This is a genomic window from Parabacteroides sp. CH2-D42-20 (assembly GCF_003670185.1).
GTDB lineage: Bacteria > Bacteroidota > Bacteroidia > Bacteroidales > Tannerellaceae > Parabacteroides > Parabacteroides distasonis.
The window spans coordinates 15,379-37,171 of record NZ_RAYG01000005.1 but is presented as its reverse complement, the minus strand read 5'-3'; the positions used below and the strand labels follow the sequence as shown (position 1 = coordinate 37,171).

The following is a 21,793-nucleotide window of genomic DNA, read 5'->3' as shown; positions in this document are numbered from 1 at the left end:
TACCTTATTATTTTCCTTTGCCTAAAACATAATCGATTAAGGTATGGCAGATATATCTAACAAAGAGAGATTCAGACAGAGATACGCCAAACGGAATCCGGATCTTAACATGGATGACGAGGAGGCTTACTACGGCTCGGTCAACCAGTTCATGGACGAGTATGAGGGTTATGAGGGAAACTCTAAGAAAATGCGGGAGAACCTATCGAAGAGTCCAGCTTTCGCCGAGTTGATGGTAGCCGCTAGGGATCAGGATGATTTCGATCCCGTGGTGTGGATGGTACAGAATAAGGGGCTTGACTTAAAAGCCTTGGCCGATGATCCCGATTATTCGCAAAAGCTGGCCGACGCTCATAACGCTTACTTGGAGAAACTGGCGAAACAGGACGAGATCGAGAAACAAATGTCGGAGAATATGCCGGCTAGCGTGGAAGCGATTAGGGCGAAAGCCTCGGAGATGGGCCTTTCCGATGATCAAGCGGAGGAGGTTATAGGCAAGATGTATCAAGTCATGGATGACTTGATCGTCGGTAAATTGGACCCGTCTATTTTCGAGATGATGGCCAAGGGAATGAATTATAACCAAGACGTGGAGGCCACTCGGGAGGAAGGCGTTGCGGAAGGGATCAACAAGAAAGTTACCGACAAGTTAAAGGATCTTAGCGGTAAGCAGGAAAGGCCGAGAGGAAGACAAGGAGCACGGCAGGAGAAGCCGGTTACGCAAGACGTGAACAATCCTTTTTTATAATAAGAATAATAACAATTAATACTTTTGCGATGAATAAATTATTTAAAGACAAGATGTTTTGGGTCAAGGCTTTGTTCTTTGTCTTGGCGGTATTGACTGGTGGAGCGGCTATGGCCGTGGAGATCGGGGAGAATGGAAGTGATACGGATCCCAATGATGGCAAGCCGTTGGAGAACGCGACCCCGGACGCGGCGGGTAAGGGTATTGACCAGCAGGGGCAGGGGGCTACCGGATCCGCGGTCACCGACGCTGATCTGGCCGAGAACAAGGTAGAGGATTACGTCAGTAAATTCCAGGCGTACAAATATCCCATGCACACGGATTTCCTCAAGCTCGCCAAGCAAGTCCATGTCAACACGAAGGAACCGGAGCATTACAATATTGGCGAGGCTATAATGGATTGCGTTACCAAGGCGGCTGTGACCAACACGGACAAGGACGCTGAGGTAAAGCTTAGCTTGTACAAGAATGACGAGAAGTTATTCGCCGAGTGCAACACCGTCTTGGTGGACGGGGTGACCGGATATGATGAGGCGGGCAATTCAGACGGAAGTCCGTTGGTTCTCTATGTCGTATCGGCGGATAAGGCTAACGGTATTATGGTTGCCGCCCTTAACGGCCCGTTGGATGATAGCGGGAACATGTATGTGCCGGACTTGAAAGCGGGCACCGGATTGCATATCATGGCACCGGCAATGAGCGAGAGCGAGGTTGAGATCGCCCCGGATTCCGCTTATCCCAAGAAAGAGATCGCCTACTTGCAGAAGAAGGTATGCCCGATCACGTGGACGGAATTCTTCGAGCGTATCAACAAGAAGGCGAAGTGGAACGTGCAAGACTTGAAGGATTGGACTTTGTCTAATTTCCGCAAGAAATGCACGCGCACGATGTTGATCGGCGTAGGAACTAAGTCCTTGAAGTATGGCTCCAAGAAAACAGGTACAGAATACGTGTATTTCCAAAAAGGAGTGTTGAGACAATTACGGCTGGGTTACCAGATCGGTTCGACATTGGAGTTCGCCGACCTTATCGGTATCACCCGTATGCTTTTCGGGAAGTACTCGAACACGAACGAGATGGACGTGTATTGCGGTACCAAGTTCATCGAGAAGTTGCTGAACATCGATTTCACGAAACATAAGGATATCTCATTCGTCAAGAAACAGAATATCGGTATCGATATCTCCTCTTTCGAGACCACTTTCGGAAAGCTGAACTTCAAGGTCGAGCACGCCCTTGACGATCTTGGATATGAGGAATGCGCCGTCGCTTTCCCGATGTCCGAGGCCAAGCGTTATTACTACCAGAAAGGAAAGACTCTTACCGTGGATCATTCCAAGGGGGAAGGCGGTGAGGTGCGGGAGGCCAAATCCCAATATTATATTCAGGATGACTGCTTGATGCTTACGGGTTATAACTCGATGCTGATCGGTCCGGACGTGACAGTGAGCGGATATAAGCTGTCTATGCTTGACACGGTCGTTTCCAGCGTGGCTTCCCTGAGTTCCGTATCTACACCGAAAAAGGACGATGTGGTTTACTTGACCGTAGCGGACGATACGCACGCCGTCGGATTATATGTATATGACGGTACGGCATGGAAACCATACAAGGGAGAGATCAACGTGTAAACTGTAATATTGTCAAACAAGACCCACCGGAGCAAACGCACGGTGGGTCTAATAAAATCAATCGAATGATCACGAAAACATATGAGTTGGTAGGCAAGGATAATTGCATGCTCCGTACTATATACTGCGGCACAAGGGTCAGCATGGAGTTCAAGGGCGGTAATTTCATCAATGGTAAGAACGCCTTACTACGGACTAGCAACCCTTTCGTACAAGACGCTATCGAGAATGATTGCCGATTTGGTACGTCTATCCGGCTCGTCTCTACGTTAAAAGACGATGATGTGTCTGGTGTCTCGGTCATGAGGAACTCGAGAGGCCGGGAAAAACAAGTGAAAGAGGTCAAGACCGTAAAGAACGTGAATGATGCTATTGACTATTTCGCCAAGATGGGCTATAAAGTGGAGAACGATGATATGCTTGAGGAGTTAAAGGATAAATTAAGTGTCTCGTTCCCGAACATGAAATGATATGGATATTAGCGTGAGCGACATAGTGAGTGAGGTCAAGATCTGCATAGACGAGATCGGGCTTAATGACGCTGAGTTCCTAGGAACGCAGGATAACGAGGAAATGGACTCGATTATCAAGTCCAAGATATCGGAGGCGTTGCGCTTCGTGAACGGTAACGCAGACTGGAGCCTGTTGGAACCGAACAAGATAATAACGGACGGAACCATAGAGGAAGATCTTGTCGCTCATGTAAGCTTGCCGGAGAACTACTCTCGGATTTGTTACGCTAGGCTATCATCATGGCCTTTATTTATTTCAGATCCTATCTGTTGGAACGATAAGGAATACGCCACGCTGTCGGATCCATACGCAACGGGGACATGGGAAAGACCTAAACTGGCGTTGACCATGAGGCCGGGTAAGACATTGGAGCTATATAAGGCGAAGGATAAATCCGACACGTTCGAGATCGGGATCATAACAGACGAGGATATAACGGATAGCTTGGAGGTAAGCCCCAAGCTGAAAAAGGCGCTGATCTATTATATATCCGGTCTCACGTTGCTTACTTACAGGGATCAGCACGCGGACAGTATGTTTAATCAAGCGTTGGTTCTTATGGGTGTCAATCCATCCGGGGCCAACTCCAATCAATAACAAGACTATAGAATCATGGTATACATATTCAAGGACAGGTTAATTCGGGTAGAGTGGACTATTTACAAGGGGATAAGCCCGGTGAAAGAGGATTTCTCCCGATCTAATGTAAAGGTTTTTCTATTAGGCAACCGGGAGAAATATCTACTTCAAGCGAGAGCGGACAAAGGCACGCTTTATGTAGACATTCCTTCAGGGTTGGAAGAAGGAACTTACTCTATCGAGGCGATATGGGTCAAGAATATGGACCATGTCTTTGATACACGAAGCGTATGTCGCTCCAAGAAAGAGGATCTTTTCTCTATTACCGAATTTGAGGACGAGGCTACGAATATCGGAGAAGGCGTCGTCGTGCTGAAAGTAAAGACCTCTACGGCCACTTATGGCTATGATGGCTTGTCCTCATACGAGCTGGCCGTATTACGTGGGGACTGGAGCGGTACGGAAGGAGAGTGGCTGAAGCATGAGCGTTACGTAAGCGTACTCGATTCCCGTGGTGATAGCGAGGTTGATACCATGAGCCAAAAGGCCATTACCGATGAGTTGGAGGCACAAGACAATGCCATAGAGGATATTCGGGAAGATACGGGAAAACTTGGTGAGCGTGTGGAGGAAGCGGAGGAAAAGGTTAATAATATGGGGGATGTCGTTGATGAGATCAAGAGCCACGCCCCGGTATCAGCCCGTCCCGCTGGTTTCAAGCCGGACATAGACCTTACCCCGGAGATCATGGTAGACCGTGCTTGGAGAGACCATGAGGGTAACGTTATCCGTGATACGTATATCACCCGGAGGGGATTGAGGAACGAGATAATCGACATCACCAACCAGCAGGTAACGGACTTGAAGCCCGGCTCTGTCGATCCGGACGATCTTTCCGAGGCTACCAAGCAATTGATCGGTAACAAGAGCATAACCAACCTTCCGGACGAGGAGGATATAACCGTTACGGATAACCAGACCTTAAAATTAAAAGACAAGGAATACGCCCCGAAGGATTACTCCGGCATGGGACGTGTGTACCTTCGGAAGCATTACGTGAACGGCGTGAACACGCTCACGCAACACATGATGAGAAAACCGAACACCATTTATATCATCCAATATGACTACTGTTTAGCCGGGCAGACGATCGAGGTGCCGGAGAATTGCGTGCTGGAGTTCCAAGGGGGGAGTTTTAGAAACGGTAATTTAGTTTTGAATGGAAGCTATATTCGTGGAGCATTTGAATCCTTCAAAAGTTCACTTACTGTAAGTGGTTCTGTAAAGAACGATAAAGTATTTACAGAATGGTGGGAAATGCCAGAAAAGGATTGTTATAGCCAATTTAAAGATATAATTAGAATATCTAACAACTCACTTGTTCCAATATTTTTTAGAAAAGGCAAATATGTATTTAAGAATGACAACAAACACGAAACAATTACTCAGTCAATAGATTTTAATGATTCTACTATTACTCTAGACACTAATGGATTTGAGCATTTTCAGTTGAAAATATCTAATTCAAAATATGAAGATGTAGACAGTGAAGATTTAGAAGAGTTATCAAATGCAATATCTAATTATGACAAATCAAATCCAATATTTCGAAAATACAAAAATTCTTTTTTAGATGTTAAATCAAATGAAGTGGAACTCATGAGATTTCATCCATTGGTATCAGATCCTATACTAAAAGAAGAAATCTTATATATTGATATAAATGGTTTTTTATATAATGAACCTTATAATGATACTTTTACTGCAACTAGCGCAAAGTTTATAAATTGTGATACTTCTTCATATTTTAAGAATCTCTTATTAAAAATAAAAGATACTTTTAATGATAATCAAAGTGGAGGGTATAGATATATAGGTTTTCTTTTTATATACAATGCTAATTTGATTATTGATAATATACAATTATCTGATCCAAATATAGAAAATTACAGATTGTCTATATTTAATATAAGATATGGTTATAATTATCAAATGACAAACTGTAATATTACTAATACAAGAAACAATCAAATCCTTATAAATAATGATAAATCTGCATATTCTATTGATGGTGAAAAAATTATTAAATGGACAATGTCTAATTTGTCAATAGGTAATTTGGATGGTAATGCTTGGGGAGCTACTGGATGTAACTATATTACTGATTGGATCATAAAAAAATCATCATTATCTAGAGTCGATGTTCATCATAGGTTGAATAATTTGTCGATATTTGATTCTGTAATAGGTAACAAGGGAATTACTTACACAGGATTTGGTAAAATTATGGTTGAAAATAGTAAGTTTAATTCTAATATATTGTTTTCTCCAAGAGCTGATTATGGTGGTTATTTTGATGGGGATATAATTATTAAAGATTGTACTTGGGATTATTCTAATACTAATGACATCTTTATGTTATATCTAAGTGTATATAATTTTAATTTTCAACAAGCTAGTAAAAGGACTGATTATTTATTTGCTAGAAATTTTATAGTAGATGGATTACGACTAATAGGAAAGAATGTGAAAGCTATTAATTCTATTAGAACTGTTTATCAAAACAATAATAATGATATTCTTATTATTCGTAAAAGAAATTTCCCTAAGTTGACAATTTCTGACATTAGATCTAATGATACTTGTATTATTAAAATAATTGATGTTTTTTATCATCATTGCGAAGTGTATAAGAAAGACACCGTTACAATAGATGTTTCTAATTGTGATTTTTCAGCAAATAATGATATAACAGGACTTAATGTTTTTTATTTGCAAGGACACACATATGATGAATACCTTGATAGAAAAGACGATATTGGATGTTTTGTAATTAATCTAAGTAATTGTAAAATGACTCCAATGATTAGCTGGACATTAAACACAAAAGTAAATATTAATAGTGGCACAGTTGGTTTAACTGCTGGTAAGGCAAGATTAAATAACAAGTTTTATACAGATAATACTAGATACAATATTAATAATGCTACTATTACTCCAAACCTGTTGCTCTATCCATCAATGTCATCTGCAATATGTGAAAATTTAATTGTTTTTAATAACTGCGTTTTCTCTTTTTTAGAGGGGTCTGATATAAGTACTGTAATCAATTATTATTCATTTTCTAATTATAGAATATTTTCGAATAGAAATAACATAAAATGTATAGAATGTACAATTGATAAAAAACTAAGTGATTTATTAGGTGTAAATAAAAATTTTACACCTAATACAATGTATGATTCTTTACGTAATATCCCATATTATGTGAGACCTATAGAAGATGGAGAAAACTTTTACTTAAAAGAATATCTTGATCAAAATATTAATAAATTTAGAATAAATTGTGTTGGTAAAAGGTTAAATATAATTATTCCAGATAGCACAAAATTAAACAATAATCAAGTATATTTTCAGATTGAAAATGCTAATCCTTCTATTAACTTCATATCAGAAGTAGAAGATCAGGTTTTTGTTGGAATACCTAGATCTATAGGTGTTGATTTTAATGGACAGGAACTAGTATTAAATTTTAATGATTCTGGCGCAGGTATGGTAATAAAGCCACAAATACTTAGCGGATCTTCTGACAATAGAGCTACTTTGTATAATAGTCCATTATTAAATGGTACATTCTATTTTGATACCACATTAAACAAGCCTATCTGGTGGACAGGCACAAACTGGGTCGATGCCACCGGAGCTACCGTATAACCATTAAAACATTATAATCATGAGACAATTCATATACACGATCATCAGAAAGATATTCAAGCTTGTATTCAGTATCTACAAGCCGAAGGTAAGGACATTGTACAAAGGCCGTAAGAACATCGATCTTACGGAGAACGGCGATCAGCGCATAAGGGTAGGTAAGCCTTTCTATCTGGCCGGGAATACCTATAAATTAGATCAGTTGGATAATACGAGCGTATTCAAGCTGGCCCTTTACAAGAAGGAAGGCGAGGATTGGTCAAAGGCTAACGACCTTGATTTGATCTTGAGACTTAACGCCGGCTACAACATATTTTACGTATAACGAATTAAAGCACGATACATCATGGAAGAGCGAAAAGATATTTGTGAGGGTTACGAGAGGGATAGCGTACAGCAGCTAGACAAGCTGGCCAAGGATAAGAACGAGCGTTTTCCTATCTATCCGTTGACATACATTCAGGCCGTATATGACGCTAGGACGAAAGAGAGGCTTGATTCCATATTGTGGAAATGCAACAACGTGTATTTGCCTTGGATGGGATCGGCGGGGGATACCCGTATACAATTGCCTTTCTGGATGAGAAGGAAGGGTATCATAATCACTTACAAGAACCTTGACGATGAGACGATAACGGAGAAACTCACCTATGATCTTTGTATCGCCGATGATTTCTTCCGTCTTGACTCCTCTTGGACTAGGATAACGGACGCCCTCCCGGTCGGAGGTAACATAACCATAGGCTCTAACGGAAATTGGTTTCAGGATGGCGTTGATACCGGCTTCAAGGCACAGGGACCTAAAGGGGACAACGGGCTTACTCCCATGCTTCGCACGGTTAATAACAAGCTTCAATACTCGTATGATGGAGAGGTATGGAATGAGATCTCTGAGTATATCGCCGCTTGGTTCCGCTATCAAGACAATAAGATCCAGATATCACGGGATCAGAAAACATGGTCTGACCTGTCAAAGCCGTTCACTCAAGACCTGTATATAAAGGGGTATGTCGCTACCTCGTCAGCCCTGCCCTCTACGGGCGTGAAACAGGGTGATATCTACATGGTAGGCCCTACGTACGCGGCTGAGGACACGGAACATAAGAATCCTATATACCGGATGTACGTGTATAACGATTCAGGATGGGTAGATAACGGGGTTTTCCAAAGCATAGCCGCCGGGGTGGTTCAGACGATCGGGAATAGCGAGACGGAGGTCATGAGCCAAAAGGCTGTTTCATCCATCGTCGGCCTAGACACGTACCCAGTCTTCTCCGATACCAAGCCCTACGTAAAAGGCGAGATCGTTAATTACGGCGGTCTCTTGTACGAGTTCACGGCTGATCATGAGGCGAGGGAGTGGATTGGCACGGACGCAAGGGAGACTAGCTTGAGGAGGGAAATTGTAAACCTTGGTATTAAACATGATTCTTACTCAGGTTATTTGCCCGTTGATTACGGACATTTATACAGTTATAACGGGGGAAATGGTAGTTATGTTGCAAATAACCTTTGGGATGCCGTAACGTTTAGAATTTATAACCCAACGGGAAGATTGGAAGTTACGGGCGCAAACGTGGCTTTCTTTATATTCTTTGATGAAACCCGAATTAAAGATACATATTTGGATAGTAATACAACCGGAATAATTCCGGCGGGCGCAAAACTTTGTGTTTTGGATATGCGTAAATCCGACAACCCCAACGGATATGCCAATTTAAGAATACGCCAATATGGAAGCGGAGCCGACAAAGGCGAATTATCACTTTTGAATGAAAGTGCATTGCAAGTTTTTAGCGATGTTTACAATATGGCGGTAAAGTTTGACGACGAAGATATTACGCCGGAAGCAATAGCGGGGCAATACTTTAATCCCAACGTTTCGGGTTTGGTCGCAAACGAAAATTTTAAATGCTACAAATTGGACGTTTCCGGCTATGTGGGTAAGGTATTGCACGGATATACATACACGTCCGGGACAATGTGGAGTTGTTCAATGACAGACGAAAATAACGTTGTTTTGGCAAAGTTTAATTATCGCACTAGGGACGACAGACAAAGCAATATAATTGACCGAATGTTTTATATTGGTAGCGGCGTAAAGTATCTGTATATTAATTGTGCGGTTTCTTATATGGGGGCTTTCATAAAAACGACGAAACGGGAATTGAATACGAATAAAGTAGATATTTTCCCCGTTAATATGAAGATGCGGGACGTTGCGACCTATATAGGCGAACCGTTTGTTATACCGAACCATTACGGCGAATTGTCCGGCGATGCATCCGATAACGGAAACATTAAACCGTCGGCAAATTTTGATTTGGTTGTTATTAAATTGTTATCCCGCAAACCAATTATCGTAGAGGGTGCAACGTGTAAGTTTTATTTGTTCTATAATTCCGGCGACCTCAAAAACGAAACGTATTTAGGAAATAATAGGACCGGAGATTATATTGCAGGCGCACAATATGCGGCATTGTTGTTTGAAAAATCGACGGGTTCCAAAGGCTTAAATTACAATCAAATCCGAATTGTACAAGACGGAACCGTTATAAAGCATGATGATGTATTGCGGCAACATAATATTGAAACATTAACCCCGGATGAAGTTGTACACGGTTATTTTATCATGCCGGACGGTTCAACACAGGCAAACGCAAGTTTTAGGTATGAACGTTATAATTTGCCAAACGTTTTTTATGATACGTTGTTGTTTAGCGCACAATATGGCAGTCATACCAATATTGCCGCAATATTTTATTTTGATAAAGACGATAATTTAATTAGTAAAGAATATGACTTTAATACTAGTACAACCGGGGGCATTATATTTAATAATGCGCCTTTGCATATACCCGATAATGCGGCATATATATTATTTAATATAAGAGAGTCTTCCGGCGGTACAATGTATATGAAAACGGTGGGCGAATATTACGATTTGGGACAAATGGAAACCGATATTGAAAATATCAAAGGCGGTAAAAAGTTAATCAAATTGCACGTTTACGACACGGAACCCGGAAGAAATGAAAATGCGTTCTATGTACGTGCGAAATACAACGATACAAAGGATATATTGTTGTTGTATTACATTAACCTCAATACTTTATTGTCGCCTAAAACGGCATATATTGGGGCAAACACTTTGAGCGATGCGGATTTGATGGCGTCGGCAAACATTGTTTCTAATCATTCGGATAGTACCGCCCCGTTGTTCCAAAGTTCATTATATTGGCATTTGTACGCCCAACATGGGTACGTTATCCCGGTCGTGCCAAATACCGTGGGATTGACAACCGCCGATATTGGGGCGTTGTGGAAAGACCAATTAGACCGTCAATATAATATCGGCAACGTTATTGGTTCCTCAATCTATTTGTTGCCCGTTATCACACGGGGAGCCGAGGGCAACGATACAAGGGGATGGAAAACACCAAATAACCCAGCTATTACTGCATTAACGCACGTAAGCGGGGGAACGGTTACGACCCCAATAACCGTGGCGTCGCAATCGACAACGCAATTGCGCCCGATTATGAAGCATGAGAACCGCAAATTTTATATCGACGGGCGGGAATTAACCGAACCCGGAGATTACGAGGGCGACGATTTCACGGTATCAGAAAGCCAAACGGGTTACGACCCCGCAAGTATTGAAACATGGTTCCCGACGCCGGGGGTTATCGGTACGCCCGATTTAACCGGAGCCGTCGAAATGGCACGTTTTACATGGTCGTATAATTTCCGGGGTGCGCAATGTTGTGTTAATACAACGATTGACATACGCCGCAAAGTTGAATGCCAAAGTTACGGGGCAACCCAACAACAAACGTTCGTCGATACGGGCAATTATAAGGCTATGTTTATGATACCTAAAGCCGCACCACAAGGGGGAACAGAATTAGATAAGCCGTTTAATTCCCCGGCGTTGACGTCGGGCGGTTATTCGTTCTTTAGAAATACGACGTATTTAAAAGACGTTGACAAACCGATTGACCGTTTGATTGCCATGTTGCACAACCCGAACGATAACACGTATTTGGTAGGTATGGCGGCGGGGTTATCGCTTGTAAGCGGGGAAACAATCCCGGCAAAGCGTAACGCCAACATTCCAATTGCACCCAACGCCAACGATGTGCATTATAGGTTAGGAAGTTTTAGCCCGTCGAATAACAATAAATTTTATATTGCTGCAATCAATACGTCGCCGTTTGCGGATGATGGGTACAATTTGCCTAATACCTATTTCAAGGAAATAAACTATTATATTTCTTACTTTGACCCGGCAGCAAATCCGGGACAATTGTATTGGTATAAGGACGGCAATAGTTATATTATCTATTCGCATTGCCAAAGTGTACAAAGTCGGGTTCCATTGACGTTGCCCGATTTCATGGAGGGTTTGAACGTGGAAATTGTGGAACAAACAGACAACGCCGTATTGTTGACCGATACCGTACAAAACGGAAAGTTATTTGTAAGTTACAACACGGACGAGTCAAATTACATCGTACTAAAAACAAAATAAAACATATGTACCGTTACCTCTCCTACATATCAGACCTAGCAAATTGGGCCAAGTCCATCGCCATAGCCGCCGTTGTCACGGCGATGGACTTCGTTTCGCCGATCGAGAATTTCTTGGTGGTGATCCTGTCGCTGGCCTTCATCGATACGTTCTGGGGGTTGGCTGCGGATCACGGGGATTTCCGGAAGAGCAAGTTCATCCGTAGCTGGGTGTACATGCTAATCTATTTCCTGATCATAATTATCTCATTCTGGGTAGGTGTGATGATGGATATATCGGAGGATAACGCCAAGGCTTTCGTGTCTTGGATCACGTGGGCGATGATATGGTTTTACGGGACCAATGTCTTGAAGAACATGGGTAAGGTATTCCCGGATAACAAGGTGATAGCCTTCTTGTATTGGGTTGCCGCCGTTAAGTTTATCAGCAAGGTCAACTTCTTGGATGAGTATAACAAGACAAAGAATAAAAAAGGCTCCCCTGATCCAAAAGGATAGGGGAGCTGGATGTAAAAACGCCTCTGTCACGCCTGTCACAGGTTATGATAGAGGAACAAGGTTAACAAAGCGTCACAAATATACGAATAAAATCAAATAACAATGGCAGAGAAAAAAATACCTAGAGGTTTGAGAAACAACAACCCGGGAAACATCCGGATCAACGGAGACTTGTTCCAAGGCGAGATACGACCTAGCAAGGACAAGTCATTTAAACAATTCGAAACGATGGCTTATGGCTATCGTGCCATATTCCGGATTTTGTCAAATTATTACAAGAACTACAAACTGGACACGATCCACAAGATGATCGGTCGCTGGGCACCGGAAAACGAGAACGATACGGACGCTTACGTTAAGGCCGTATCCGATTACGCCGGTATCCCGGCTGATGATCCTATCAACATCAACGATCGTGAGCAGATGATCCGGATCGTGGCCGGGATGAGCAAGGTTGAGAATGGCAGAGAGGCTGATATGTCGGATGTTATAGCTGGGTGGAATTTACTTTAATAATATAAGACCTAACGCTGTAAAGGTAAGCGTAAAATAAGATGAAAAAATATATTGGAACAAAACAGATTGAAGCAGAACCTATGACAATGGGCGAAGCTTTTGAGAAAGGATTGCTTAAAGCGGGAAGAGTACCTAACGAAAGCGAGAAGTCAAATGCTGGATATCATGTGAAGTATCAAGACGGTTACGAGTCATGGAGTCCAGCAGAGCCATTTGAGGAGGCGTATAAACTTACTGAAACTCCTTTGAATAGGATGAAAATTGAATCAGATGAGCTATGCAAGAAATTTAGCGGGCTTGCTTCGTTTATTGAAAGCGATAAATTCAATGAATTTGATAGCGTTATGCAAGGTATGCTTAAAGTCCAATACAGAATGATGTGCAATTATTGGCAGATCCTAAATCAAAGAGCTACAAAGATGGAAACAGGCATCGGAGGAAGTTGTAGCCTTAATTTTGGTCAAGCTATTGAATACCTAAAAGCTGGATTAGCTATTAGGCGTGATGGCTGGAACGGCAAAGGCTTGATGGTATTCAAGCAAGTTCCTGCACATATCGAAAGCGAAATCATTCATAAGATGCAATCGCTTCCACAATCTGCAAAAGACCTTATTCTGAAAGGCAAAGGGTTCATTGACTATACCAATCAATGCCTTATCTATAACGAGAACACTGGATGTGCGGATTCATGGGTTCCGTCTATCAGCGATGTGTTTGCTGAAGATTGGGGGATTGTAGCATGAATTTGTTTCATGATATCCTAGAAAAACTATTCGGGGATTGGGCGGAGTTTAAATTTATAGTAGTCTTGTTTACAATTTTAATGATAATCATTTTAGGAACAGGTTAATAATATAGCTATGAAACCTTGGCAAGTAATATTAATACTAGTGTGCTTGGTAGCCAGTTTCACGGCTGGCTACCATATCCGGGGGGATGTGGCCAGTGATTCGATATCCAAGACCGACACGTTCACCAAGGTGGATACGATACATGACAGCATCCCGTACCCGGTTTATGAGACACTGGTACGAACAATACCTGAGCCGTTCCCTGTTTATATCACGTTGGACGGTGACACGGTAAAGGAACCTGTATATGTTCCGGTACCGATAACTCAAAAGGAGTACAAGACGGATGATTACCGTCTGTCGATATCCGGCTATAAGCCTAATCTTGATTACATCGAGGTTTATAGAAGGACTGAGTATATAACCAAGACGATCACCCCCCGTAGATGGGGAATAGGTGTTATTGCCGGTTATGGGATCGGGAAACATGGACTATCACCTTACGTTGGATTGGGTGGATTCTGCAGGATTTGGTGAGGCCTCCATGACTCACGTCCGGGAAGCCCCTATTAACTAGTAATAATAATTCGTCATATGAATAACAAGGGTTGACGTTTTTTTGTTCATGGTTAATTTAATATTAGTTTGATGGTGACTTCGTGAGAACGAACCGGAAAGGGAAGATGAAGAAAAAAGAATCTTCCCTAAATAATCGGATCGGAAGTTTGATTATTTTTTCATGCCACGCACGACGGGAAGATTCTTATATGTCTTTCTGCCGTGCATTTTTTGTGCCCGGCTTTGATAGTAAAACAAACCACGAAATAAAAAGTTTATGAATAAGGTGGAAATTTTTTACAAAAAAGTGATAGAGGCTGTCTGCAAGGAGTGCGGAACCGATCCGGTAATGATGTTTAGCAACAATAAGGAGAGGAACGTTGACGCTAGGGGAGTGGCTATAACCATACTGGCCGATCGCAAGTTGAGCGACAATATCATATCCGATCTGACGGGGATGACGAGGCAGGCGGTCAACAGGATGCGTAACTTGTACCCGGACAGAATAAGGAGAAGTTACTACCTGAGGAGGACGGTGGAGAGCGTTAAAGATAACATAAATGAATAGTTATGATTATATTACAACTTTTTCAAAGTTCAAATGTTATACTAATGATAGAAAAAAAGTTACCGAAAACATTGTAGGTGATAGAAAAATAGTTATCTTTGTGCGTTCATTCATCCAAGATGATGATTTTATTAACCAAAAGGATTAGCACATGGTAAGAAAGATCAAGGCTGTTATGGCCTTATTGGAAGCGAATGGATGGGCGCACATAAGAACTAGAGGAGATCACAGGATATTCAGGAAAGACGGAGAACCCCGTTCTATTCCTATTCCGGGGAGTCCTAGTGACGATCTAGCAATCGGTACGCTAAAATCAATATTAAAACAAGCCGGGCTAAGCGAGTCTGACTTTGATAAAATTTGATTAACATCCAATGGATAGCAGGACATATAGCCAGTCCTGCTTTCATTTTGGATGAGTGATAAATTTGCAAACATGAACCTAAAAAAAATATCAAGATGAAAACGTTGACTGTTATAATCGAGAGAACCGAGAATAATTACTCGGCATATCTGCAAGAAGTGGATGGCATCGTGGCAACAGGTAAAAGCGTGGAAGAAATAAAAAAATGTATAATTGATTCTATTAACGTGCTAATAGATGAATGTAATGAGTTTGGCGATACCATTCCAGAGGCGCTTAAGGGTGAGTATTGTTTGGCGTTTAAAATGGATGTTAAATCTCTTTTGGATTTCTATTCAAAGATATTCACCAAAGCAGGATTAGAGCGTATTACGGGCATAAACCAAAAACAATTATGGCATTATGCGTCAGGTTTGCGTAACCCACGCCCAGAACAAACCGTTAAATTAGAAAATGCCCTTCATAAACTAGGAGAAGAATTATTGGCTATAAATTTATAATTAACCGCTATCCTTATGCTTCCTATGGCCCCCAAAAATCTGGGGGCTTTTTTTGTCTCATTCCCTTCCGCAAAGAACTAGCAACAACCTCGCAACAAGCTAGCAAGGAGATATTTATTTAGCAAGGCACTTCTCTGGATTTTTGTGGTGTCCGGGATAACCCGGAATAACCATAAAATTCATGATATATGGAAGCAGAGAAAATTATTAAGGAGAAAGAGATCGTCCATGAGGATGAGCACAAGGATTACGCAAGCAAGGGCGTGGGTAACGCCGGCTTGACATTGGGTATCATTGGTACGGCTCTTGGAGCTTGGGCGGTGTCACGTAACCGTGGCGGCTTGTTCGGCGGTGGCTGGGGAGCCGGTATGCCAGAGAACGTTAACATCAACACGACCACAGGAGGCGGTGGTGGTTCCGGGGTAGGCGCTCCGACTGCGTTCATGGCTTGGGAAAAGGGCTGTGAGGAGGCGTTATCGCTTACAAACGCAATGTGGGGATTGAAAGTCTCAGGTATGCAAGCCGATTACGATCACCGCCAGACGGATATCGCCGAGAAATTCGCCTTGTGGAAGTCACAGGTAGACGCTGATTTCGGATTGTACAAGTCACAGGTAGACGCTGATTTTGGTCTATACAAGAACCAAAGAGACCAGTTCGATGTCTTGAAGGCTCAGATCGATGAATTGAGGTGTCAGGTGGCTGTAGGTTCGGCGATTCGTCCTTACCAAGACAAGTTGCTTCAATGCGAGATCGAGAAGGCGTTCACGGCTAGTGTCAATTACACCGATCGTAGAACCAGCCGTATGATCACGGGAGAATTGGTATTGCCAAATACCCCTACGGTAACAGGCTATCCTAGCTACAATCCGTGCTCATGCCCGGCATCCGCTCCGGCACCTACGGCTTAAGGTAAAGTTAGTGGCTTGTGCTCCCTAGGGGGCGCTTGCCGCTTTCCTTTTTTTAACCACTAACAGTATTATCATGCAGACAAATGTTTTTTTAGGGGGGAGTGACCCTGTATTAGGTAGCAACCCTTATAATCCGAATATAAGCGAGATAGAAGCAAACATTCAGCGTCTCCAGCAAGCGCAGCAACAGATGGAGATTCAGAAGCAACGTATGCTTAACCCTTCTGCGCAACAGGCCCAAAGCCGTAATCCGGTGTGGGACGAGATAGATAAGCTCGTTAGCGAGATGTCGGATAGCGAGTTCGAAATGGTCAATAACAATCCTGAGTATCAACAGTCCTACCAGAAGGTAATGGCTATCCTTAACCGTGAATACATGCGCGTCATGCGTCCGTTGGTGGAGGAGAGCAAGGATGGCAAGGCCGCCTTGGAGGAATTGTTGGGAATGGCCAAGAAGATAAAGAAATCGGCCTCAGAGGAGGTTAACAAGAACATGGCGTTGTTCGCTGAGTACACGGCCAAATACGCCGATATGCCATACGCCGACTTCCTTAAATTGAAGAATAGCGGAAAAGGAGGTAAGAAATGACACGTGAGGAAGGTATGCTTATCGAATTGATCGATAAGGTCAAGAGACAAGGGTATGCTATCAATACCTTGAGAGAGGAAGTGGAACAATTAAAGAAAGAGTCATATGGAACTAAAGCAACAAGCTCTAGAGCTAAAAAGCAGGCTAATTAACTCGGTTGAGATATGGGCGGAGGAAAGGGTTGACTCTTTCGTCTCCGGGAACACGGCATTCAAGCCCCTTGGCAAGTATCTGAAAAGGGGTGTCCATAACATCATTGTACAAAAGGACAAGGAGATCACGGAGAAGGTGGAGGGATTCATGTTGTTCGTGGCCGACGAGAACGGAAACTACGATAAGGAAGAGCTATTCGATGACGCCATGAACGTATTCAAGAGCATGAAGCCGTATAAGTTTGAGCAAGGATTTATCAAGGGTACGATCGGGGAAGGCTCCATCTTGATAGAGCTTCCAGATAACGGACTCATGAATTTTATCCTTGGTGACACTAACGCTATCCGTATAACGGAAGCGGATTTTTTGGAGTTGAAATCAATATTTACCGAATAATAATATGAGATATGAGATACAAGGAACAGATAAGGGAGTACCAAGCCAAGGGACTAGGCTCCGAGAAGAAGATGTGGGCCTCCATAGACGTGATGGAGGAGGCTATGGAAAAGTTAAGGGAGAAAGACCCGGAAGCGTATGACGAGGCTATGCGTGATTTACATGAGGTTTTTTGTGGGCCTCATTATAATGAGTGCTTTGCTAGGATGGACGTGGCGGCAATGCGTCATAAAGGCAAGGCGGGAGAACATAAAGGTGAGCACTGGAATATGGAGCAGGTGGCTACCGCTATAAAAGGCATGAGCATACCGGGAAATACCAACATATGGGACGTGTACGTTGCTCTTAACGCGAACTGGCATGACAAGGAGATTAAATTCACGGAATGGTTTGACCATGACGCTGAAAAGAAAATCATCGAGGACGCTATAAATTTCTATTTCCTTGACGATGACGCTCCTGAAGGCAAGGTTTGGATTTATATGTGTGCCATGGATGACTAAGACACGATCACATAACAAGAAAAGAAACGATTCTGTAAGACGGGAGATAGACCGCCTTATAGAATCGTTGTCGTTCGAGCCTATAAACTTTCATGAGATTAAGGCTAGGATAAGGCACCTAATGAGCATAGAAGGGAAAAGAAAGTGATATTACACTTTATCCTCTATGCTGACATCAAGGCTTGTCGTGCCTTATTGAGCGCATCTTGATTAACCTGTCCGTTGATTGCGTTCATTTGATCAGCTGGGACACCTTGGATATTACCACCTTGCTCAACCACTTGTTTGTTGGATTGAATGGACTGAAGTATCTGGTCTGATCCGGGGTAATATGATAGTGATAACATTTGCTCCGCAGAAATGGCTCCGGCCATCCATAATTCCTTCACCAAGTCGTTTAACATCATTCTCGCTACCGGAGATTCAGCGGATTCCTTGATATTGACCTTGAAATCTATATCTTGGACTGTCTTCGGGTCATACTCATTATAAGTGGCATAACCCGCTGATCTCTCCATCGATATGTTCCTTGGGGATTGATAATATTGATGGATCGTTTTCATCTTTTTACGAGCGATCTCGGCCTCGAACGTGGAGAACTTGGTTAGTAACGTAGCGATAGATGTAGTGGAGTTCTGTGTTTCCATGGCATATCTGCTTGCCGCTGTTGATCCCGACGGGGTTTTCCCTTGCAAGGCTTCCGACACGGACGTTATATCGTTTATGAAACTCAATTGTAATTGCAATAGCTCCGTGGTACCGATATTGGTAGAGTTCGATGTTATGACTTCCGGTTTGTTCCCGCTCTTGGACGGCTCATAAAAAATAAATGATCCGATCTCAACGAATTGCTCGGCGAACTCACGATTGGACATCCCGTCCGGAACGGAGTCTTTAGGGATCATCTTTACTCCCTTTACCGCTGATTGGATAGCCAAGTCGTTAAGCATGATCAGCCGGTTGATGTATCGTTGCTGATCTATGATAACGGAAATAAAAGGAACTGTCCGTCCATTCACCAAATAGTGTAGCTTGTAAATATAGGGGTGAGACTTATATTCATAAGGCGTGTCATACTCGGTAAGTACACGTCCGTCCGGTGATAGCATTTGGAAATGCCAATATTGATCTATTATATAGGTGTATTCTATCAATGGGATCTCCTCCGGAGGTAATCCCTGTGACATTCCCATACGCATACGATCCTCGTTCTCTCTCTTGATGACAGGAAGATCGCTAAGCTCTATCCTGTATATAGGATCATCGGTGTCCATGATATCCACGCAACGGTATCTAGGCTTGTTCTCCAGTGTCCAAACATGGTAGGTCCGGCACAGGTCGGCGGCGGGAGGCGTGTCGAAAGACTCGTCCATGAAACGATCCGTCTGCTGGGTTCCCAGATTTTCCATACGATTGAGCCAAGGTGAGTAAATCTCCTCCAATTGCCTGTAATCATACTCGGACTCCGCTAATACCGAGGCCAGCTCGCCTAATGTATAGTCACGGATCTCCCCGATCAAGGAATCATCCCAGTGCCTTGGATCATTGGCTTTCGACTCATAGAAGAAATAGGAAGGGTTGACCACGTAGGTGTAGCTGTCCTCTATATCGTCATGGCTAGACCATTCTTCCGTTACCACGGCGCATCCACCGCAAATAAACTCTATCATCTCAGAGGTGAGGACATCTTTCATAAGGTTATTTTCCCAGTTGGTCTGTAAAGCGTCCGTCATCATCTGTGACTTGGTATCCGCGTCTTTCTGCCGGGCGAAACATACGGGAAGGGTAGCGGTCTTTGCGTATAACCCCGCCAAAGTATTTACGATCTTGAAAAGATGATTGTTCTGCAAAGCGACCCCTCCCGTACGCCTCGCTATCCTATCGCGTTCCTTCACCCTTTCCCCGTCCTTGTCCACCACGATATCACCCCATTGGTCACCGAACACGTAACGGAAATTACGAAGACGGGTGGCCCTGAAATCGCTAAGGTTTTCCCAAGCGTTTTGGCACCTAGACAGTAAAGGTATGTTGGTCTTGTCCGTGCCTGATATCTTGATGCGGTGTTTGACGCTGTCAACCGTCGTGGGGCGTCGGGAAAACCGAGATTTAGGAATAAGTCGTTTCATGATTGGTCTTTTTAATCGCAAATAAATCGAATAAAAGGACTTGGTTTTGTCAGAATAACCAAAATAACAAAATAATCATACCTAAAGCCCTATTTTTGCCAGAAAAGGATCACAAATGACATATGAGTTTGAATATATAAAGGCGATAGATAAATGCGAGATGCTATCCAGCTTCGAGGGACGTGATCTCGTCGGGGATAGCGGGGAAAGCCTATATCTAAAGATAAAGATAACGGAACAGGACAGGCCTCTTATAAGGACATATATGGAACAGGCGGCGAGGTCGCTGGAGGAAGGTATGTCCAAAATCATAACCTCTTCCGCTTATTCGGAAAAAGGGTTCGTATGGGAGGTCAGGACGGAGGATACACGTTGGAATGTCAACAGGAAATTGGACGAGAACCTGTTGGACGCTCTGGTAGGTTATTCCATGATGAGTTGGCTTTCCGATCGGAAGCCTGATAGGATAGGGGTTTATAAATCTTTGTGGGAGGATATGTCCGTTATGTGCGTGAAGAATATATACAGGAAGAATCCCCCGCTATTAAAAAAAGCATGATATGGACATAAATCTAGGTTGGACATATTTAAAGCATGACATAGACCAGTGGACGTGGAGGCTGGGAGATATGAGAAAGGAGGATCCCGGTAAAAGATTCTCCTCGCAGTCCGATGATAACGAGGCCGATGATACTTTTATAAGACGCAAGATAGAGGAGGCGGTGGCGACCTTAAAGGTTTCCTTGTCCGGTATCTTGGAGGATATGCCCGGCGATTCGGAAGACTCATTGGATACCGATGCCGTGAATTGGGTGTTGCGCATGAAGGATCGTCGTGGAGGATATGATGGCGAGTCGTTGGCGACCTTGGCCCATAAATACGTGGTGTGGTTCGTCCTTTGGAATTGGTGCCTGATTTACTTTGAGGAACTAGCCGGAAAGCTAGAGGAGGAGTTAAAGGGAATAGCGTCCATGATAGAGGAAACCGCCTATTCAAGGAAAGCCCCGCGAAAGTGCAAGAGGAAGCCGTTTAAGGATATCGATGATGTCATTGTTGATGATGTCATTATAGAAACAGGAGAAATATGAGAGACAGGAAAATCATACAGCCACGTGTCGATATGCGTGGATTTGAGTTAACGATAACGCTATTGAGGTGCGAGATTGAGTATGACGTGGATTTCGAGACATGGAAGGTAGGGGATGTATCGGGCCTTCCCGGAAAGGAAAGAGCTGGGCTGGAGACCTCAGAGGAAACGGCGGATTGGATGTTTCGTCAAGTGAATGACGCGTTGTCGGAGGCTACCGGCCATTTACGGGCGTTTTCACCTTGGGTTCAGAGCCGTGCCGTAACGGACGAGGTGAAGGATGATAGGGAATGGATCATAAACTTGGTGATGGAAAGAGGATGGCGTGGGGATCCGAGGAGATTGGCCGTTTATATCCACCGTTTCGTGGTTGATAGCGTATTGTCTTTTTGGTATAGGATGGTAGATCCATCTAGGGTACAGATGTACGCCTCTCAAAAGGAGGTGGATAGAAGAAATATCATAAACGAGGCAAGGGAGACACAGGTTAAGGATGTTTATTTCAGATTATAGAT

The 21,793-nt window shown here is 43.1% G+C and carries 23 protein-coding genes; 22 read left to right on the top strand and 1 reads right to left on the bottom strand.

Annotated elements, in window-relative coordinates:
• The first annotated feature begins 43 nt into the window (after positions 1-43).
• From D7V92_RS04405 to D7V92_RS04320, 19 genes are all read left to right on the top strand, one after another.
• The gene (locus D7V92_RS04405; protein WP_121772364.1) at positions 44-748 is read left to right on the top strand and encodes a hypothetical protein; all 705 of its coding nucleotides are present in this window, start codon (positions 44-46) and stop codon (positions 746-748) included.
• Between the two features lie 29 nt (positions 749-777).
• Positions 778-2,379, top strand: a complete 1,602-nt coding sequence (locus D7V92_RS04400; RefSeq protein WP_121772363.1) for a hypothetical protein — start codon at positions 778-780, stop codon at positions 2,377-2,379.
• Between the two features lie 65 nt (positions 2,380-2,444).
• Complete coding sequence (locus D7V92_RS04395; RefSeq protein ID WP_057319700.1) at positions 2,445-2,849, top strand: hypothetical protein; 405 nt, start codon at positions 2,445-2,447, stop codon at positions 2,847-2,849.
• A 1-nt stretch (position 2,850) separates the two neighbouring features.
• Positions 2,851-3,489: a hypothetical protein gene (locus D7V92_RS04390; protein WP_121772362.1), complete on the top strand. Its 639-nt coding sequence runs from the start codon at positions 2,851-2,853 to the stop codon at positions 3,487-3,489.
• 15 nt (positions 3,490-3,504) lie between these two features.
• Positions 3,505-7,185: a hypothetical protein gene (locus tag D7V92_RS22170; RefSeq protein WP_199718896.1), complete on the top strand. Its 3,681-nt coding sequence runs from the start codon at positions 3,505-3,507 to the stop codon at positions 7,183-7,185.
• Between the two features lie 19 nt (positions 7,186-7,204).
• Positions 7,205-7,510, top strand: coding sequence for a hypothetical protein (locus D7V92_RS04380; protein ID WP_121772361.1), 306 nt, complete (start codon positions 7,205-7,207; stop codon positions 7,508-7,510).
• A gap of 21 nt (positions 7,511-7,531) precedes the next feature.
• Positions 7,532-11,719, top strand: a complete 4,188-nt coding sequence (locus D7V92_RS04375) for a hypothetical protein (protein WP_121772360.1) — start codon at positions 7,532-7,534, stop codon at positions 11,717-11,719.
• A gap of 5 nt (positions 11,720-11,724) precedes the next feature.
• On the top strand, positions 11,725-12,216 hold the full coding sequence (locus D7V92_RS04370; RefSeq protein ID WP_121772359.1) for a hypothetical protein: 492 nt from the start codon (positions 11,725-11,727) through the stop codon (positions 12,214-12,216).
• 102 nt (positions 12,217-12,318) lie between these two features.
• Positions 12,319-12,729, top strand: coding sequence for a structural protein P5 (locus D7V92_RS04365; RefSeq protein ID WP_121772358.1), 411 nt, complete (start codon positions 12,319-12,321; stop codon positions 12,727-12,729).
• Between the two features lie 41 nt (positions 12,730-12,770).
• Complete coding sequence (locus D7V92_RS22165; RefSeq protein ID WP_199718895.1) at positions 12,771-13,475, top strand: DUF2829 domain-containing protein; 705 nt, start codon at positions 12,771-12,773, stop codon at positions 13,473-13,475.
• A 117-nt stretch (positions 13,476-13,592) separates the two neighbouring features.
• The gene (locus tag D7V92_RS04355) at positions 13,593-14,060 is read left to right on the top strand and encodes a DUF6808 domain-containing protein (RefSeq protein WP_121772357.1); all 468 of its coding nucleotides are present in this window, start codon (positions 13,593-13,595) and stop codon (positions 14,058-14,060) included.
• Positions 14,061-14,358: 298 nt separating this feature from the next.
• Positions 14,359-14,649, top strand: a complete 291-nt coding sequence (locus D7V92_RS04350; RefSeq protein WP_121772356.1) for a hypothetical protein — start codon at positions 14,359-14,361, stop codon at positions 14,647-14,649.
• A gap of 151 nt (positions 14,650-14,800) precedes the next feature.
• Complete coding sequence (locus D7V92_RS22700; RefSeq protein WP_121772355.1) at positions 14,801-15,013, top strand: type II toxin-antitoxin system HicA family toxin; 213 nt, start codon at positions 14,801-14,803, stop codon at positions 15,011-15,013.
• 95 nt (positions 15,014-15,108) lie between these two features.
• Positions 15,109-15,513 (top strand): type II toxin-antitoxin system HicB family antitoxin, encoded by a 405-nt coding sequence (locus D7V92_RS04340; protein ID WP_121772354.1) that lies wholly within the window; start codon positions 15,109-15,111, stop codon positions 15,511-15,513.
• A 188-nt stretch (positions 15,514-15,701) separates the two neighbouring features.
• Positions 15,702-16,424, top strand: coding sequence for a hypothetical protein (locus D7V92_RS04335; protein WP_121772353.1), 723 nt, complete (start codon positions 15,702-15,704; stop codon positions 16,422-16,424).
• 73 nt (positions 16,425-16,497) lie between these two features.
• On the top strand, positions 16,498-17,013 hold the full coding sequence (locus D7V92_RS04330; RefSeq protein WP_121772352.1) for a hypothetical protein: 516 nt from the start codon (positions 16,498-16,500) through the stop codon (positions 17,011-17,013).
• Complete coding sequence (locus D7V92_RS22025; protein ID WP_158598878.1) at positions 17,010-17,165, top strand: hypothetical protein; 156 nt, start codon at positions 17,010-17,012, stop codon at positions 17,163-17,165. The genes D7V92_RS04330 and D7V92_RS22025 overlap by 4 nt, the downstream gene beginning before the upstream one ends.
• Positions 17,119-17,562 (top strand): hypothetical protein, encoded by a 444-nt coding sequence (locus D7V92_RS04325; protein WP_121772351.1) that lies wholly within the window; start codon positions 17,119-17,121, stop codon positions 17,560-17,562. The genes D7V92_RS22025 and D7V92_RS04325 overlap by 47 nt, the downstream gene beginning before the upstream one ends.
• 11 nt (positions 17,563-17,573) lie before the next feature.
• Positions 17,574-18,065, top strand: a complete 492-nt coding sequence (locus D7V92_RS04320; protein ID WP_121772350.1) for a hypothetical protein — start codon at positions 17,574-17,576, stop codon at positions 18,063-18,065.
• Positions 18,066-18,229: 164 nt separating this feature from the next.
• Here the strand turns inward: D7V92_RS04320 and D7V92_RS04315 are convergent, their stop codons facing one another.
• Positions 18,230-20,191, bottom strand: coding sequence for a hypothetical protein (locus D7V92_RS04315; protein WP_121772349.1), 1,962 nt, complete (start codon positions 20,189-20,191; stop codon positions 18,230-18,232).
• 115 nt (positions 20,192-20,306) lie between these two features.
• On the opposite strand from D7V92_RS04315, the gene D7V92_RS04310 reads away from it, so the two are divergent.
• Genes D7V92_RS04310 through D7V92_RS04300 form a run of 3 tightly spaced genes read left to right on the top strand, consistent with a single transcriptional unit; the run spans position 20,307 to position 21,791 of the window.
• On the top strand, positions 20,307-20,750 hold the full coding sequence (locus D7V92_RS04310) for a hypothetical protein (protein WP_121772348.1): 444 nt from the start codon (positions 20,307-20,309) through the stop codon (positions 20,748-20,750).
• A 1-nt stretch (position 20,751) separates the two neighbouring features.
• A complete protein-coding gene (locus tag D7V92_RS04305) occupies positions 20,752-21,279 on the top strand; it encodes a hypothetical protein (RefSeq protein WP_121772347.1) in 528 nt (175 codons plus the stop codon).
• Positions 21,276-21,791: a hypothetical protein gene (locus tag D7V92_RS04300; protein ID WP_121772346.1), complete on the top strand. Its 516-nt coding sequence runs from the start codon at positions 21,276-21,278 to the stop codon at positions 21,789-21,791. Before D7V92_RS04305 ends, D7V92_RS04300 begins: the two co-directional genes overlap by 4 nt.
• Positions 21,792-21,793 lie beyond the last annotated feature (2 nt).